We start from the raw sequence: 16,315 nt of genomic DNA, 5'->3' as shown, positions 1-16,315 counted from the left end.
TCAACGCCGGCCATCATCTCCAAATGCCGCGCAGAAAACAACCATTGCACTGCTCCACCAAGCGCGCGACGCGCCGGCAGATGCAGAGCTTGAGTCTGAGAAATAAAAATGGCCCCAGCGCGAGGCGGCGTGGTGAGTCCACCAAGCAATGCAATAGTCATGCTATGGGCCAGTGTCCTGTGATGTTGATGGGGACGCGGTACGCAACACACACGCAATCAAAATGCCGAACAATCTGGCGATGCTGGACCTTCGAAGACCAAAGAGCTAGGCTCCAAAGATTGGGTCTCCGAGGGAGGCTAAAATGTTGCAAAGCATTGCATCGTTATTATTGGACGATCCCATCATTGTCTCGGTAGCGGCCGTCCTGATTGTCACCATCTTCCTGCAGCTCCGAGAGACAAGACTTCTGCATAAGAGGGTGAACGATCTCACGTACCAGGTGAGCGAGCTAAAGGTGCTCATCAAGACTATCTAGCTAGTCGGACGTCCTTTCGTTGCCGATGGGCCCGTCGTGACTCAGCGCGGGCCGCCCATGCGTTTTGACGGTTGGCCGGTAACACCTAGCCCGCACGCGCGCTTCCGTATGCCGTCGCCGGGCGGTCGGTTCCCAAGTGAACATTCAAATCAGGCCATTGCGAATTTCAAGACTAGGCCACCGAGGTCGGAAACAGGCCAGAGCCGAACAACAACAGATCGGAAACAAAGAACAAAAGGCCCGCCAGCGTGAACCGGCGGGCCTGTTGATCAGCGGCGCAATAGACGCTCAGGCGCTTTCGTTCCCCCCGATCCGCACAATGGTCGCGCTCGGCTTTTGCTGTAGCGCCGCCGCCAGGAAGCCTTCCACGACTTCGCGGACCGCGTCGAGAACCAGCCGGGCATCCTCGATGTTGTCCGGCAATTGGCTTGCCAGTATGACCGCATGGCGCCGGTGCCACGTCTCCATTGTTGGTTTCATGATCGCCCTCCTAACCGAACGCGCCGGGCTGCCAGTCCTGACGGCCCATCTGCTTTACGTAGTCATCGCTCTGGTCAAGAAGGTTGATCAGACGTTCAATCTCCGCTCGTGCCTCCCGGCGCAGTCGCTTCAACGTGTCGAGAGCCTGCACCCGCTCGGCCTGTTGCCGGGCAAGTCCAGACAGATTCGTGGTATCGTGAGAGTTAGCTTGAGCCATTTGGTACCCCTTGTGGCTTGGGTTAGAGCCGGGGCGGAAGTTGGCGCTTCCACCCGGCTCGCAATTGTGTTAAACAAAAAGTATGAAGAAAGCAAGCACTGTTAAACAGAAAGTCATCGGGCGCCCTCGGACCGGCATTACTCCCCTCATGGGATTCCGAGCTGATTCGGCAACGCGTGCCGCCATCGTGCGGTGGGCTGAAAATCAGCCTGACATGCCCTCGCTCTCCGAAGCAATCCGCCGGCTCGTAGAGCTGGGCCTTGCCAGTGCCACCAAGGCTCCCGCTCGACGCTCCGAAAAGAGCGCAACCAAAGCGAAGGAGCTGGCCGCGAATGCAATCGACCGCCTCCGCGACAGCAGCGCGCGCCCGGAAGAACAGGCCAATCGCAAGCGCCGTTTGCTGAAAGGGCCGGAAGAGTTTCAAGACGTTCGCGTCGATCGGCCAAAGAAAAAGTGATCCGCCGGCTTGTCGAGCTGGGGCTGAAGTCTAAGCGCCCCGCCTCCTAAACCTCACAACTCTCCCCGGGCCCAGCGCCCTTCTTGCGTGCCGGATGGAGGAGCCGTCCACAGCATCAAAAGCGGTACTCGAGATTAGGTCGGACCCGACCACGTACGTGAAACCGGAAAAATATCGCGCGTAATGCAAGGGTGCCGACGTCGCAAAAAAGTCGCAAGGCCTAAGCATCGTGAATGCGGGCTCCCCATGAGGCGATGGTGCACCATCGACGGAATGTAGCCTGGCAGGTGGTCCCCCGCGGGATACGAAAGAGGTCAGCGCCTCGCCTGTCTTGATCTTCCTAGCAGCGTTTTGGGGCCTTCTGCCTTCCAAGCGTCGGAGACGTAACCGCGGCTCCGCCTGCCAAGGCGCTCCTTAGCGCCTAGAAGACCCGCCAAGGCCTTCCGCGCTTTCGGCAGCGATCGACGCCAATCGATCGCCAGTCTATTTCGGTCCGGGTTCCTACACCCGCGGACATGCTGCTCCTGATTTGCTTAAAAATCCATCCCCTTTCGGGGCGCCTCGTCGAAGTATCCCAGATCGTAGTGCATGAAGCTGGCGAGCCAAATGCCGTCATCGACTTCCTTGATGCCGAGCCGCTGACCGGCCAGCACGGTCGAGACGTTGATCTTCTTGCGATGCAGGCAGAGCCGGCCGCAGGCCGTGACGAGGACATCGCGGTCATGGAATGGGTAGGACAGTTCGGGCAGGCCGTCATAGCGCCGCGGTGAAGCCGCATACAATTCCGCCGGGCACTTCATGTCGAGCGCCTCGTGCGGTCTTTCCGTGTTGAACTCGTCAACGAAGGCGTCGAAGCGGCCTTGTTGCTGTAGAATATTCGAGCTCGGCGGCCGGGTCGCCTCCTTCTCAGCGTCAGGTGCATGCGCTCGTGACGGCCATTCTGCTGCGGATGGCCAGGCTTGATGCGCTCGATCGCGATGCCGAGGCGAAGCCACCAGACCGCGAGCTTTGACAGGTTGAACAGCGCATTGGGGCTGGCGAACGGCACGCCATTGTCGGAGCGGATCGACCGCGGCAGCCCGCGTTCGGCAAACAGCCGCTCGAACGCCGTCACCGCCAGTTCCTCCCGCGTCGACTCCAGGGCTTCGCACATCAACAGGAACCGCGAGGCCTGATCGGTCACGGTGAGCGGATAGCAGTAGCGCCCATTGCCGAGCTTGAACTCGCCCTTGAAGTCGGCGCACCAGAGCTCATTGGGCGCGACGGCGGCCGACAACGGCGTGCCCTGCGCCCGGTTCTTCCGTTCACGGGCGCGCTTGACCAGGCCGTGGCGGTCGAGCACGGCATGGATGGTGCTCTTGGCGGGCACCCTGACGTCGCCGTCCAGCCGCCGGACCAGGAGCTCGCGGATCTTGCGGGCTCCCCAATGCGGCTTCTCGGCCTTCAGCCGCACGATCAGCCTTTCGAGCTGTTGCGGCAGCTGGTTGGCGTAGTGCACCGGCCGTCGCGACCGGTCCGTCAGGGCCTCGAGCCCGTGCTCCTTATACCGGTCAAAGATCTTGTAGCCGGTCTTGCGCGATATCCCGAACTCCCGGCAGACCTCCGTCATGGCCTCGCCGTTCAACAGCCGGGCGACAAACCGCAGGCGCTCCTCCATCACCGAACTCGCTTTCCACGGCATCCACACCTCCCGCAGAACAAAAACGGAAAGTGTAACCCATGTGTCCGGTACGAAGAGTCACCTATGTCTCGGGCCGCTCAACAACTGCAGAATTTTCCTTCAACGCGCCGGCTATTTTACGCGGCGAAACCGTTCAGGTAAGCACAGGGTAAGCAGGCCGGCGGGAACACGTCGGTTCGATTTTCGTGCTTAGCAAAAAGATGCGCGGGCGTTGCTGCCGTTTTCGCGCGCGGTTGGCTGCAGAACTCTTGTCGGAGACGACCGCGTCGATATTTTCCCGCTAAGAAGCGACTGGTCTGCGGCGGCTCAGCGGCCCAAGCTGGCGCGCGTCGCGATCCGGGAGTACCCGCCCCTAAAACTTTTATTCAGGAGCAACCCACCCGTTTTGGGACCCAGTCTTTAGACTTGCGAGCAATGAAAGACTGGATTTCGCAGGCTTGAGATTTCCCCCTATAAAGACGGATTGCTCTGGGCTGAAGAATGCCGTTGCCCTTGATTTCAAGAGACAAAAAATTCATCCGGAAATTCGTGGAAAATGACTCTTTGGGAATTTCACACCCCTGAAATTCCGGGATAGTCCGGCCCGCTCGTCAGTATTTATTATCGGGATAACATTCCGGCGCGCCGCTTCGTTTCACTGTCACGAATCCATAGCCTTGGGTCCTTACACTAGGTAGGCGGCACAGTTTATGCTTGCTCTCGGAGCGTGAGTACAGGAAACCCCAGATTTCCAATCATTGATTTTCGACCGATTATTAGGAGTACAATATGATTTGATGAGAATTGCGATCGGCTTAGAACGCATCGCGGCAACATTCAGCGCTATCGCCAATTGCTAGAAACCAGCCTGACGGACTTCGAACGCGAATTTGTTGCCAAACGGCTCACCGAAGAGCTGTCGGCTATGAAAACGCTCTCTGCGATGACGCCAGCAATCCCTTCCCGGGATTCACGAGCACAGCCTGACCGCAAGCTGTAACCGAGGCCCCGGCGTATGTCGTTCGAACCTCGTACGCCGGGCCTTTAGCGCCCTACGATGCATTTTCTAACCATATGCGACTTCAATACAGACGGTCGCGACCGGGAGAGCAGCATAGTAGGGCTGGCAAGGGGCGTAGAGGTGCAACATGGAACAGTCGCTTGAAGCCCGGACGCATCGCCTTCTGCAAATCTCGATCGACCTTCACGATCAAATGGCTGAAATTCAGAAACTTAGAGAGATGGTGCGATCAGCGGAGGCCGCAGAGCGCGGCCAAGAGCCGGTCCATGCTGCGACCGTCGCGCAGCCCGTCGGCGATGAGCTGAGCGTCTAAGTAAGCGGACCAGCGACTGCAAGACTTCGTCGGCCCGACATCGCTCAGCGGCTGATCGAGCATCTCCAGTCTACGCTCGACCTTCTTGGCCTTCCGACGCACGGATGGGCAGTTTGCCCGACTACTCCATCTTTTCAAGCTCGCGAACATCCATACCGAAACTGCCAGGATGATAAGCGACGGCGTCCACGCGAGCATGGCTCCAAATGCTATGGCTTGCAAAGTGGTCATGGATCGTTCCCCAAACTCCAACCCGCGACCATTAGAGTTGACTACTCGAATTTTAATTTGTCGATGACGATATAAAGGCATTTTGTGTGATGCGAACAGTTGCCCGCTTGGTCTGACTTTGCTGGTACAATTGTGCGTGCGATGCAGCGCGAACAGAAAATCCCCTTCGGCGACATGCGCGAAAGCGGCGCCACAAAAGTACTGTTGCATCTGTGGTCGCGCGATCCAGATGGAAAGCCGCTGGCCTTCCCATGAGTTTTGCCGGCGCGTGTGAAGCGCTCTACACTACACGCGGTAAAGGTCTCGCGGATCAACTCAGCGGTTACGAGTTGCGAGAGTGGACGTATGAACCGCTCTCGTGATGAAGGTCGATAGGACGACGAGTTGTTCTGCGCTGGACTTGAATGGTAGCCCGGCGGCCGGACGATTGGTGGCGCGTATCCGCAAGCTGTCAGATCATTCGGCGGCTAGCCGACGAGGCCATCGGTCACGCCCTGCGATCAGGGCATTTCCCGGCAAAGCGACTTTCTTCTCTAGTGTTTTGACCTGCGCATCGGCTAAGCGCTTGATCATCAAGGCAAGGAAGGGTGGCCGAGTGGTTTAAGGCACCGGTCTTGAAAACCGGCGTACCTGCAAGGGTACCGTGGGTTCGAATCCCACCCCTGACGAGGGCCCCTTATGATTCGCTTTGCGCTCACAGCTTCTTGGCCCGGCTCACGGCGCGTTTGAGAGCAAGTCTGCCCAGGCTTTGGCGACCTTCTGTTCTCCCGATGAGCCGAAATGGCAATCGTCGTATCGATCCAAATCGTCAAGCAGGGCGTCTGAATTAGCTCCGCTTCTCAGATTGGCACCGGACTCAGGGAGCGCCAGTTGAGCGCGCGCGACGGCGTTGTCGGGAGAGTGGGAGCGCGTTCCTCCATTTGTTACTCCCAAGCACTTGGTCGCGATGCCAATGTATACCGGCGCCGCCACGTTATAAGATCTCAACGAGTCAACCAGCGACAAGAAGCGGTCGCGGTAGTCCTTCTCGCTCGTTCCCTTCACGTAGTCGATCTCACCTTGCACCCAGAGTACGTGCGTCACAAGATGCCCTTGCCGCTGCAGATGACTCGCGGTGTCGGTCATGATTGCGTTCAAATCGCCGCCCGGCCCCCAACGAGAGACCTCAGAGCCGCTTATGGACACGGGAGCCAGTACGACTTGGTCGAACGATCCGCGTTCCAGCAGAAGATTGCCGAGCTGGGTCCAATACTCACCGCCGATGCCGTCAGATCCCAGCAGGGGCGACGCGGCGACATAGCATCGTCCATCGAAAAAATTTACAACCTTCTCTCCGTGTTCCGAGCGGAACCGTTGCCCCCCGTGATTTCCAGCGTTGGACTGCCCGATCAGCAGCAGAACGGCTGTACGGTTCGTCTCCTTCGGGCAGGTGACAGCTTTCTTCTGATCGCCCGAAACGAGCCGTCCCGTTTGATCAAACGTGTAGAGGTCTTCAGGAGCCGTCCTGCCCGCGACGCCAGCCTTCAGCGCCTGCAAAAACGGAAATGGAAATAATTGCTGGCGAGCGCTATACGCTCCAAACAAATACGTCGCGGACAGGACAAGAATTGCTAACAAAAATCTCACGGGCGACATCTGCATTCAGAACACCTGAAACTTCGGCTCAGCGTTTTGGGCAATTAGCACAACGATTGATGGCGCGAAAAGGGCGTTGGCTAGCGGTGCGTTAATCTGACGCCCCGAGTGGGACACCACAGTTGCGGCCGTCATTTTGCTCTTCGCGTGACTTTGAGCAGCTCCAGCTGGTGCCCTCACGGGCGCGCATATCAATCTCCGGTCAAGCGCTTTGCCAGCGGCCTCTGCTACTCGCGCTGCGCCGGTCTCGATATCGTTCGCGAGCGGCAGAGCGCCCCGACTGGCATAGTCGATGCAGATGAGGCTCCCCATGATCACGGGGAGCAAAGGCCGCGCCTGATCACCATCCTGTTGACCGGGAAGGAGGCCTTTCGCTGGCGCCAGAACTGCGTTTGAAGGGTCAGGGTTCCTTCCGTAGTTCTCCGGCCGTGAACATAGTTCCGCCTTCCCCGTTGCGTTAATTAGCGCCGGTACAGTTCCGGAGTGAATTAGAAAAAGGCGACGTGACGTGCAGTTGAATGCTCATCCCTTGGAAGCTTCGTAGGCTCGAAACCGTCCCGTCGAAATGTTAGTTCGTCGTAGCGCAAATGCGCGGTGGCCGGTGCCATTGCATTGACACGGAGCACCAAAATGGTTTCCACGCCGGACAATTTCGTGGAAGGGCAGATCGAGACCTGTTTTTCGAACCTGCTAAACGAAGCCGGAGTGCATCCTTCGGCCCCGCCGACCACTTTGAAGGCGTCTCGCGCCCCGCGGGTAACAATTCATCGATCGGCGAGTTGGCGCTATGTGGTTTTCATCGGCTCTCTCGTGACAGCATCCGTTGGTGGCGCTACTTGGTGGTTGTCCTCCTCCGCTCATACAGCGATGATAGCCCCCTCGGACCCAGCACCTCTGTTAGAAGCCGCACCGGGAGCCGTCAAAGACGCAGCGCCGAATGCCGTCGCCATGTCTTCCGACTTGGCGCAGCAACTCCAACCCATGACGCGCGATCTCGCTGCCTTGAGGCAAGCGGTAGAACAGCTCAATGTGAGGCAAGAACAATTGGTCCGCGACAATGAAAATGTCGCGAGCCAACTCAAGGCGAGCCATCAAGAAATGGCACGCAACAACAGTATCATCGAGCAGGTCAAAGCGAGCCAGATCCAGATGGCGCGCGAAAGCCAAACGCTCACCGAGCGGCTCGACGCAAGCCAGGAACAACTCGCCCGCGTCATCGCCAACGCTTCTGAGCCAAAAGTGATGCCTGCAGAGCCAAAGGTGAGCCCCGAAGAGCCAAAGGTAATGCCCGAGATACCACTGCCGCGTCCGCGGCAGTCGGCCAATGTCGCCCAGGCGCAAAAGCCGTCGCCAACCGCGGCCCGACCTCAAGCCCAAAAACCGCAATCGCCATTAGCATGGCCGTGGTCAGTGCGCTAACGCCGTCTACCTTCCTTTCTGCGACGACGTAGTGGCCAATTCTTCCAGCGCCAGCCAGCGCGCATTCAATGCGGATTTGCGCGCGCATCGTGTCGTAGAGCCGGCCATCCTGAAAGTTGGGATGGCGTCGTCGGCGATCAGCTCGCGGCAACGCTGCAGGGGGATGACAAGGAAATTCGCGATCGCCCGGGTGCCATCCACGATCTCGACGAACAGGTTGACGTATTTCTCGCGCAGCGGGTCACCGGAGCGCAGCTCGCGCAGGATGTTGACAAGCCCACCCCGAGCGCCCAGCCGTTACCACGGCCCCACATATCTTCTCGTCATGCGCACCAGTTTTCCCGATGAAGCGCCTATCGCGGTAGAACAGGTGCTCTTCGCTATCAAACAGGAAGTCGTTCGTGGCCCATAATTCCTTGTCGGCATAGTCTCGGCAGCGCTGTCCTTTTGGATTCGCGCAATGCCGAACCATGTTGCCGGCCCCATGAAGATGGCGTCGAACCAACACCATCGCTGCAGGCACCTTGCGTTGTCGAATTCGAGCGGAACCTGCGGGTGCTGCACGATATACTTTAGCCGCTGCATTGTCGGCTCGATCATGCGTTCATCGTCGAAAAATCGTAGCCGGCTATGTAGACCTGCCCAATGGCATGGTCGTCCGCAAAGTGGATCGGAGGTGCCCAGTCGCTGTTGCCTAGCTGCCAACCGGTGCGTTCTCCAAGTTCTCGGATCGCGTCGAAGTATTTCGTCTGACCTGGTGTCGCGGTCCATCTAGTGAGACCGATATAGAAGGCGGCGCGCGTCCAATCCGTTTCAGGCGCCTGGGGGCGCTTCATGGAAGTGCGACATTTGCCAACTCGCGCCTTGCTGGGCCGTATTGCGTACGATTTCCGGGGCAAGTGGAGCGATGAACAGGATGGCGGTCAGTGCAATTGCCTTCATGCAGCTGTTCCCGACTGCTGATTTCTATCCGTCCATAGGCGGATAGAACCGCGGCGGGACGGAACAACCCTATCGTAACAGGAACGCCCGGCGACGAGGCGGAGCCTTCCGGACGGAATGCTCGATCTGCAAGTATCCCGACGTAGGCGGGCCGGCCCCGCGACGCTGCCGGACGACACACGCCGGGCCCTCGCCAAGGAGATCGCTGGCAGAACACTTCAGCGCAGTCGTTCGAAATGCTCAAGTTTTCGCTCGCGGTCCGGCGACCCTCGAAATCGAAACAGCTTTGGTCGATACGATATCGCCGCGAAGAGTATCGTCGAGAACCTATCTGGTGGCGGCTTCAGATATCTCATCCTGCGTAGGCCGCGGCGTTACCAGGCTTTTGCGCTCTCGCCGCATCAGATCTATTTCTTTGTTGCGCTCGCGCCTTAACATCTTCCCGCCTCGGCTCTATTTGCTTTTCGCGCTCGCGCTTCCGCTCTTGCCGCATCAGGTCCAGCCGTTCTCGGGATGCGTTGACACGAGCTTGCCATTCTCCCGGCTCATCTTGGTTGTATCAGCCGTGGCACGATCCTGCGCGAAGCAACCCATTGAAAGGCCTGCCGTCAGGCTCACTGTCGCGACAAAAAAAGATCTGCTTCATGCTCGTCATGAGAGTGCCTGAATGGTGCAGAGTTTCTTGATCAGCTCCCCTCGTACCACAATCGCAGTGCGTCGCGACCACTGCCACCCCAACAGGGCGCACAGCAGCTCAGTGAATATCAGACTGAAAGGCCGCCTTGCCGAGCAAGCTGCGCAAGCTGGCTCAACGCAACCCAGAGCCCGAGCGTCCTGTCCGTGGGGCTTGCCAAGCCGAAACAGCCTTTCACATGACGGAATGGCTGACAGACGCGCAGATCTCGGCTCAGGCGATCAAGGAAGTGCGGAACTACCTCAAAGCGGACGCATTCCCAAGTTTGCCGAGGTCTTTTGATTGGGCCGCACACCCACGTCTTTTCGCAAAATAGTGGGTCGGCGCGTTTGTTGTGGCCGTCGTGAGGGCATCCCTATGGTTGGTCCGAACAGCCAACAAGTGAGCCAGTCGTTTGTCGGCAAGCGCGATAACGCCAACGTCCGAAAGTGCTGGCAGCCGTAGCCCCCGCGCGATTCGTGCTCAACGCGAACTGGTCCACTCGGTTTAATTGCCGGCTTGCTGGTCTCCGTGGCCACGTCCGGTTGCACTGCGGTCTGGCCGGGTTTCACGACGGCGTCGCTGTTTGCCCTGGAAAGCAAGGAGACACCGGACTTCTCTTCCGCGGCGGCAGGTTTCTGTTCCGTGGCGCGCCGCGCCTTCGCCAATTCGGTTGCCAGCGCCTCGGCCCGGTCGTGCTCCTGCTGCAGCGACTGACGCAGGTCCGCCGTCGCGCTGTCCACCGCCTGCTTAAGCCGCTCCACCTCGTTGATCTTGTGCTCCGACAGCAGCGTCTCGACTTCCCCTAATAGCATGTCGACGTCCCGCCGCCGGTTCACCAGTTCGGTTTCCAGCGCCTTGGCCCAGTCGTGCTCCTGCTGCAGAGACTGACGCAGGTCCGCCGTCGCGCTGTCCACCGCCCGCTTGAACTGCGCCGCCTCGTCATCCTTCGGCAATGGGATCTGTTGCGCCATGACCGGTGGGCCCAATATCGTCTGCTGACTAGCGTATCGTGCCACATAGGCGATTACTTCAGCGTGGAAATACAGGCCGATCAGCGGCGGCGCGACCAGGATTGCGGCAATTGAGAAAAAAGAAAAGAAGCCATGACAGCGCGCTCGGCCTGACGACGTCGACGCGTCGGAGAGGCCGCTGGGCGGACCGTTCCCTTGCCGAAGATAATTTTTCGCCGGCATTGGATACCGATGCGACGGCGTTATCTTGCTCGGCTCGCCGGCTTCTCCGATCCATTGACCGGCCTCAGGCGACCAGTGAGCGTTCCCATCCCTCGGTGCGGTCTCAATCTTTTGGCGCATGAAACCACGCCTATTCTGACGGGTTATCGGGCCATTTCTTCCTTCACTTCGCCACTAGCTTATTCCTGCCCGTGGCGGGCATCAAGTTACGCTTTTTGTTCAGGTGCCGAAGCTCGCTAACGCCGCGCCGCCCTGTTGGATAACAATTGGGGATCTACGGGCTTTTCTAATGGACCAACGCCGGCCCTGCCATATGTGACCTAGTGTACAGACTATCACGACCGAGAGGGAATAGGCTTGTGAGTTCGGTGTTGTGTTGGCGTAATCGGTGTTGTGTGGGCGTAAGAGGTGCAACATGGAACAGCCACTTGAAGTACGTATGCACAGCCTTCTTCAAATCTCGACCGATCTTCACAACCGCATTGCCGAAGTTCAGAAACTCAGGGAGATGGTACGATCAGCGGAGGCCGCAGGGCCCGGCCAAGAGCCGAACCATCCAGCAATCGTCGCGCCGATGAGCTGTTCGCATTTCCCGAACTGATGCAGGATGCGCCGGCTATTCCATTCCCTCAAGCTCGCGAACATCCCATAGCGAAAGTGCCAGGATGATGAGCGATGGCGTCCACGCCAGCATGGCTCCAAATGCTATGGCTTGCAAAGTGGTCATGGATCGTTCCCCAAAATTCCAACCCGCGACCATTGGAGTTGACAGCTTAAATCTTGACTTGTCGATGCCGATATCAAGGCATTTATGCGATGCGAACAGTTTTCCACCAGGCACGATTCCCCTGCTGATGGGTGCGATGCAGCGGGAACAGAATATTACGCTCGGAGAGATGCGTGAGATCCGGCTTGTTCGGCGTCGTGGCGTTCTGTGGTGACTTACCATTGCAGCCACTCCACTCGCCTGCCCGCCGCCCGTTGGCAGGATCGGCTCTCGGACCTTGAGCCGCAGTTCGTGTGCAAGGCATGCGGCAAGCGCGGCGCCGACATGCGGCCGGATTTTCAAGGTAGCAAGTAGGCCAGGATAATGGGCCTGCGGTAACCTTTAGTGTTAACGCTTTTCCGGTCTTTCCCGTACCTTCATCCTCCTGTGGCACAGCTATTGCACCATACCGAAGGACTGGGATTTCAGGCCTCAGTCTGAAACAGGCGCCGCCGGGACACCGTATTTCAAGCCCGGCGGCGTATCTTTTTGACACGGCACTGAAGAAAAATGGCCTCAGCGCGAGGTCGCGCCGAGACCATCCAGGTATTCCCATTTCAAATAGCCGGACAGGGTAGTGGGTACCCGTCCGGCTCCCCGATAAAAGCGGGAAAGATTGGCAACGTCTGTATGAAAGTGAACAGAGGGGCAAAAATGGAAGATATGGGAAAACAGGTTTAGCCGGCAGGCTCCCGCGAATCGTCCAGCCCTGTTGTCCTGGGAAAGATGGCAATGATTTAGGAACTTCTCATCGCGAATGAGGGTATCATTCGACCAATGGGAGCAAGGTGCGTGGGAGGGACTGATGAGGGCGAAAGTCCAAATTCCAAGCTACTACCTACATCAATTGGACGTAGATAACGCTGATCTAGTCCGAAAATTTGCGGAGCTCGCAACTCTGCGGGAGCTAGTTCGACAGAAAGAGGCAGCCCTGCACGCGACGCGAGCATCGCGAAAAAAGTCGATACCAACTAAGGCCGGGGATCATCCTTCCCAACCTCGCTATCGGACGGCTGGTTGAGGTGGCAATCGATGTTCCAGCAGCTTCTCTGAGCGACTAGTTTCTTACGAAGAACTGACTGCATCAATTGGTGCAGTTCGAACAGTTCATCGATTGAAGCTGCAGGATCTCCCTCTGCCTTCCGACCTGGACACGCATGTGCTCGATTTCGGAACGAACGTGATCTAGGCCCATAGCGCTCTGTCAATTCTCTCTGAATAGTTCGGCAAAGGCCGTCGGCCGGCGCTGGCGCTCTGCTCTGTGGGCGCAGGGGCCGTTTACGCGTTCGTTGCGGGAGCTGCGTCGTCTTGGTCCTTGCGCTTTGAGGAGCACGCCGCGACCTGTTTGGCCGGCGCCGCCGAAGAACGCGATTTCGTCATGCATGCCCGGATTGCCTTGATCCAAGCGCTGAAGCGAAACGACCCGCCGCCGCCACTGCTAGTTGGCGGCGTGTTGCACCTTCAGCCCCCGAGCACCTGCCAGCCGATCGCCAGCGCCCGGATCACGAGCATGGCGTAGGCGTCCTGCGGCCGATGCGGTTCACTCCGAAATCTCATACTCGAACGCTACGCCTTCTGGGTCGTTCTCCTCAAACCATTTTTCCGCGGCATCCACATTGGCGAACACCTTGATGTGCTCAGCGTCGCCGACCTGCTTGCTTGTGTTGACGTAGACAAAATCGGTCTTTGGTCTCTCTTCGGCTTGCGCTTGCCCCGTTGGAATTGTTTGCCCAGATCTAGCATACGACCCCAGCGGGGCTTGGGGGCTGCTGGGGCCGTAAGGGATATGCGTCTCTGTGCAGAGAAACAAACTGGCCTCAGCACATCCCCTTGATAGCAGATGGCAGATTACCTCGAGCTTACTCTCTAGGGGTCTACTAGGATCTTCCGAGGTATCCAAAAGGCGTACTCGCCTGAATAGCGCGGCCATCACGTTTGCCAGCGTGAACCGGCGCGCCGAAAAATAACTTTCGGAGGAATGCGCTCGATGGGCGTTCACGGTGTCTCGGCGATCTGCACGGGATCAAGCATTGGACCGGTAGGCAATTTCCTGTCTATCTCAGCGTTCCAATTAGATGCGGGATTAAATGGAAATTAAATGTTATTTGACTCTGCCGAATTTTCAATGATGGTGGTGATGCAGGTCTCACTTTCTCACGACAAAGGAACTTTCTATGGGCAATTCAGAGAACGAGGCCGAAGCCGATCGGCGGAAATTCACTGGCAGCCTGCGGAAAATTCGCAGCAGTCACCCCGCCGGCGATTACGTTATCGTTGTCGACAACCTTGACCTCAGAGGCGATCTTGACGTCTGGTGCCAGGGGAAACAACGGGTTCGGCAACGGCACTGATCCGCAGCCCCGGGGGAATCCGCCAATCAACGATGGTCCGGGAACAGGCCCAGGAAAAAGGCCTTATTTGATACTTAGAACCTCAGCCGAGGGCGAAGAGCAAACTAATGCCCCGACGGCTGCCGCGACTAACTCGCCAAAGTTCGCGAGGGCTGCCTGACGGTCCTGGGGCATGGGCGTCAAAAACGACCGAGGATCAAAAATGGGCCAATTTATTTCATCGGAACAGCGTCTCTCGCAGATAGACCTCGATCTGTCCCTCCGCATGGCCGAACTTCGAAAGCTCAGAGAAGCGGTGCATATTGCAGAGGCGCTGCAAGCGTCAACTGCGCAAAGGCGTGCCCAACCTTCGCCGAGCGACACCGCTTCGTACACCGAATCTCGATTGGCGGTTTAGTTAGGTCGGCGGCTTCACACGTCGAGTGGGCTTCGCGCTTGCTGCGTCACTCGGCGGCTGGTTGAGCTGACGCAATCGATCCTCCAGCGCAGCCTTTTTGGCGAGCAGTTTTTCGCGGAGAACTGACTGCATCTGTTGGTGCAGTTCGAACAGTTCTTCAATCGACATTGACTTCCACTCACTCCGCATGACGCGTCCCGGCGATCATGAAAGCTTTTCCACAATAAGAAACTTCTGAGATAAGGGAGAGAGACTCAGTCTCAATGCACTGAAGATAATTTAATGACGAGATACGGCGGACGATCCTGTCCGCGAAGCCCCTCATAAGAGCCGTCTATCGTGAATAAAGATGGCCCAGCGCTGGGTCCGCGCTCCATAAACGGGAAAAACTGGCAATTTCTGTCCAATAGTCAACACAGCGGCGAAGAGAGGGCGGACGATCGGAACCAGTTCCGCCGCTTGTACAGTGAGGTTGAAGGCAGCAAGATAATCGCCCAGGAACCACCCGCCGCCCCTCCAAGTTTCTACTCTGTGTCAACTTATTTGACTTGCACAGGGGCGTTTGATGAAGGAGCTCTCTGCGCTCGAGTTGGCCATAGCGTCAAGCCTGATGGCCGGCGCTATGCAAGCGGCGATCATTCAGTCGATGATCCGCAATCATCTCATTACCGACGAGGAAGGCCATGAGATCTACGAGCAGGCGCTTTTGATGCTTGAGACAAACCAGGTCATGACTTCCTCGCCAGACGTGTTCGAGGCCGCTCGCGAACTGATCGAGCAACATCTTCGAAGTCCGTAGGCCAAAAACCTGCTGAGACGCAACGCAATTGGGCGCAGCGCTCCGCATTCGCCTGTGCGCATCCTCAGCGTCGCGGGCATCCGCATTATACGATGCCACGCTCCGTTTGTTGGTAACTATCTAAATTTCCTGTTGGCCGACATTCGCCGATCGCATCCAGACGTACGAAGTGCGAAGGATGACTGAGTTGCAGAAGCAGTTCGACAATCGCGGTCGCCGGTCGGAAAATAGTGACGTAGCTCATACTAATTTGTCCCAGAGGCTCATCGCTGAGGGGCCGGCATCTCCGAGCACCAGCAGGTGCAAGCTGTTCGCGTAGCGAACATTCGGGAAAATTCGAAGTCCGGCTGTTCTACGGAAAGCTTAGCGAAACAATACGTCTTCTTGCTGCGGTGCTTCCAAGCAGCTTACCTCGGCACACATGAAATCATCGGTAACTTATCACCGTTCACGTTTACGGCGCTGGAGGTTCTACGCTCTCCCGGAACACAGCCTCATTAGTTTGCATTATCTTTCTGTTTTCATTGTTTGTGAGGTTGGTCATGCGTCTCCTCTTTAGAATAGTCGCGATTGCGACAGTCCCCGCGTGGTTAGGCGTACATGTAGATTCTGCTGCAGCTCAGAGCTTCAACGAAAGATGGTCTATTATTCCAAAGGCGCACGCAGAACCGGCACCTCCTGAAGCACCAGACCAGACCAAGCGAAATTCGCCGAAGCAATCTCAAGTCGGAGGACAGCCGACGCGGCCCTCGGACGATCGCCTAACTCGTCAATCTTCCGATCGCACTTTTTCCGGCAAGACCTCTTACTATGCATACACGAAAGGAAAAACAGCCAGCGGCTCCACGTTCAATCCCGATGCACTGACCGCAGCTCACCGCAGCCTACCGTTCGGCACAAGTGTTCGCGTAACTGATCCTGTGAGCAGCAGGTCAGTGGTAGTCCGTATCATCGACCGCGGACCGTGGGTACGCGGCCGTGTCCTTGACCTTTCGCTCGGTGCCGCACGGACTTTGGGGATCACGGATCGCGGCGTGGCCCAAGTTCGCGTTGAGGTGCTTTAGCTTGCGTCTGCTGCAATATCGGTAACGATTGGAAATGCACTGCGAACGAGCTTGGACTTGTGGATAGCTTCCTGGATTGACTGTCGAGCGCGGCGCGTAACCGGCAGTCTATCCTTCAGCCGCTGTCCGGCTCTGTCTGGCGCTGCAACTTGACTTTTAGTCATGGGGTCGAGGGTTCGAGGCCCTTCGCGGTCACCAAAAAACTCTCATAAAATC

The 16,315-nt window shown here is 57.7% G+C and carries 13 protein-coding genes, 1 tRNA gene and 1 pseudogene; 7 read left to right on the top strand and 8 right to left on the bottom strand.

The genetic code is table 11. The features are described 5' to 3' along the window. Nucleotides 1-766 precede the first annotated feature (766 nt). Both CQ13_RS24255 and CQ13_RS40200 read right to left on the bottom strand, forming a co-directional pair. Entirely contained in the window at nt 767-958 is a 192-nt protein-coding gene (locus tag CQ13_RS24255) for a hypothetical protein (RefSeq protein ID WP_156433852.1), read from the bottom strand. Nucleotides 959-968: 10 nt separating this feature from the next. After that, nucleotides 969-1,175, bottom strand: coding sequence for a hypothetical protein (locus tag CQ13_RS40200; RefSeq protein WP_063800138.1), 207 nt, complete (start codon nt 1,173-1,175; stop codon nt 969-971). An 82-nt stretch (nt 1,176-1,257) separates the two neighbouring features. Between CQ13_RS40200 and CQ13_RS24245 the strand changes: the two genes are divergently transcribed. After that, nucleotides 1,258-1,632, top strand: a complete 375-nt coding sequence (locus tag CQ13_RS24245) for a hypothetical protein (protein WP_063800137.1) — start codon at nt 1,258-1,260, stop codon at nt 1,630-1,632. Between the two features lie 533 nt (nt 1,633-2,165). Here CQ13_RS24245 and CQ13_RS24240 read toward each other — a convergent pair. Next, nucleotides 2,166-3,313 (bottom strand): annotated as a pseudogene (locus CQ13_RS24240) (IS481 family transposase). A gap of 1,127 nt (nt 3,314-4,440) precedes the next feature. Here CQ13_RS24240 and CQ13_RS44565 point away from each other — a divergent pair. Both CQ13_RS44565 and CQ13_RS24230 read left to right on the top strand, forming a co-directional pair. Then, a complete protein-coding gene (locus tag CQ13_RS44565; protein ID WP_197427419.1) occupies nt 4,441-4,626 on the top strand; it encodes a hypothetical protein in 186 nt (61 codons plus the stop codon). An 812-nt stretch (nt 4,627-5,438) separates the two neighbouring features. After that, nucleotides 5,439-5,525: transfer RNA gene (locus CQ13_RS24230), tRNA-Ser, on the top strand. Between the two features lie 46 nt (nt 5,526-5,571). Here the strand turns inward: CQ13_RS24230 and CQ13_RS24225 are convergent. Further along, entirely contained in the window at nt 5,572-6,498 is a 927-nt protein-coding gene (locus CQ13_RS24225; protein ID WP_057845348.1) for a sialate O-acetylesterase, read from the bottom strand. Between the two features lie 624 nt (nt 6,499-7,122). Here CQ13_RS24225 and CQ13_RS41450 point away from each other — a divergent pair. Beyond that, the gene (locus CQ13_RS41450; RefSeq protein ID WP_082637616.1) at nt 7,123-7,911 is read left to right on the top strand and encodes a hypothetical protein; all 789 of its coding nucleotides are present in this window, start codon (nt 7,123-7,125) and stop codon (nt 7,909-7,911) included. A gap of 813 nt (nt 7,912-8,724) precedes the next feature. Here the strand turns inward: CQ13_RS41450 and CQ13_RS46490 are convergent. Then, nucleotides 8,725-8,853 carry a hypothetical protein gene (locus CQ13_RS46490; RefSeq protein WP_283807520.1) on the bottom strand — a complete coding sequence of 43 codons (129 nt, stop codon included), beginning with the start codon at nt 8,851-8,853 and terminating at the stop codon, nt 8,725-8,727. Nucleotides 8,854-9,789: 936 nt separating this feature from the next. Continuing rightward, complete coding sequence (locus CQ13_RS24195) at nt 9,790-10,842, bottom strand: hypothetical protein (RefSeq protein WP_057845342.1); 1,053 nt, start codon at nt 10,840-10,842, stop codon at nt 9,790-9,792. 295 nt (nt 10,843-11,137) lie between these two features. On the opposite strand from CQ13_RS24195, the gene CQ13_RS43310 reads away from it, so the two are divergent. After that, nucleotides 11,138-11,323 (top strand): hypothetical protein, encoded by a 186-nt coding sequence (locus tag CQ13_RS43310; protein ID WP_156433850.1) that lies wholly within the window; start codon nt 11,138-11,140, stop codon nt 11,321-11,323. Between the two features lie 2,348 nt (nt 11,324-13,671). On the opposite strand, the gene CQ13_RS43305 is transcribed toward CQ13_RS43310, so the two are convergent. Together CQ13_RS43305 and CQ13_RS44560 are read right to left on the bottom strand one after the other, a co-directional pair. Beyond that, nucleotides 13,672-13,830, bottom strand: coding sequence for a hypothetical protein (locus tag CQ13_RS43305; RefSeq protein WP_197427418.1), 159 nt, complete (start codon nt 13,828-13,830; stop codon nt 13,672-13,674). Between the two features lie 406 nt (nt 13,831-14,236). Then, nucleotides 14,237-14,404 (bottom strand): hypothetical protein, encoded by a 168-nt coding sequence (locus tag CQ13_RS44560; protein ID WP_197427417.1) that lies wholly within the window; start codon nt 14,402-14,404, stop codon nt 14,237-14,239. Between the two features lie 397 nt (nt 14,405-14,801). Here CQ13_RS44560 and CQ13_RS24180 point away from each other — a divergent pair, with 397 nt between their 5' ends. Further along, nucleotides 14,802-15,035, top strand: coding sequence for a hypothetical protein (locus CQ13_RS24180; RefSeq protein WP_057845340.1), 234 nt, complete (start codon nt 14,802-14,804; stop codon nt 15,033-15,035). Nucleotides 15,036-15,577: 542 nt separating this feature from the next. Further along, a complete protein-coding gene (locus tag CQ13_RS47220) occupies nt 15,578-16,099 on the top strand; it encodes a septal ring lytic transglycosylase RlpA family protein (protein ID WP_082637615.1) in 522 nt (173 codons plus the stop codon). The last annotated feature ends 216 nt before the right edge of the window (nt 16,100-16,315 follow it).

The sequence above is a fragment of the Bradyrhizobium retamae genome, from assembly GCF_001440415.1.
GTDB lineage: Bacteria > Pseudomonadota > Alphaproteobacteria > Rhizobiales > Xanthobacteraceae > Bradyrhizobium > Bradyrhizobium retamae.
Note: the sequence above shows the minus strand (reverse complement) of the source record. Positions and strands in the feature narration are given on the sequence as shown.

What these genes read in the sequence shown, in the direction of transcription:
- CQ13_RS24195 (WP_057845342.1), bottom strand. Translation starts at nt 10,842, where the DNA reads ATGCGCCAAAAGATTGAGACCGCACCGAGGGATGGGAACGCTCACTGG.
- CQ13_RS24225 (WP_057845348.1), bottom strand. Translation starts at nt 6,498, where the DNA reads ATGCAGATGTCGCCCGTGAGATTTTTGTTAGCAATTCTTGTCCTGTCC.
- CQ13_RS44565 (WP_197427419.1), top strand. Translation starts at nt 4,441, where the DNA reads ATGGAACAGTCGCTTGAAGCCCGGACGCATCGCCTTCTGCAAATCTCG.
- CQ13_RS44560 (WP_197427417.1), bottom strand. Translation starts at nt 14,404, where the DNA reads ATGTCGATTGAAGAACTGTTCGAACTGCACCAACAGATGCAGTCAGTT.
- CQ13_RS46490 (WP_283807520.1), bottom strand. Translation starts at nt 8,853, where the DNA reads ATGAAGGCAATTGCACTGACCGCCATCCTGTTCATCGCTCCACTTGCC.
- CQ13_RS47220 (WP_082637615.1), top strand. Translation starts at nt 15,578, where the DNA reads ATGCGTCTCCTCTTTAGAATAGTCGCGATTGCGACAGTCCCCGCGTGG.
- CQ13_RS43310 (WP_156433850.1), top strand. Translation starts at nt 11,138, where the DNA reads ATGGAACAGCCACTTGAAGTACGTATGCACAGCCTTCTTCAAATCTCG.
- CQ13_RS24245 (WP_063800137.1), top strand. Translation starts at nt 1,258, where the DNA reads ATGAAGAAAGCAAGCACTGTTAAACAGAAAGTCATCGGGCGCCCTCGG.
- CQ13_RS24180 (WP_057845340.1), top strand. Translation starts at nt 14,802, where the DNA reads ATGAAGGAGCTCTCTGCGCTCGAGTTGGCCATAGCGTCAAGCCTGATG.
- CQ13_RS24255 (WP_156433852.1), bottom strand. Translation starts at nt 958, where the DNA reads ATGAAACCAACAATGGAGACGTGGCACCGGCGCCATGCGGTCATACTG.
- CQ13_RS40200 (WP_063800138.1), bottom strand. Translation starts at nt 1,175, where the DNA reads ATGGCTCAAGCTAACTCTCACGATACCACGAATCTGTCTGGACTTGCC.
- CQ13_RS41450 (WP_082637616.1), top strand. Translation starts at nt 7,123, where the DNA reads ATGGTTTCCACGCCGGACAATTTCGTGGAAGGGCAGATCGAGACCTGT.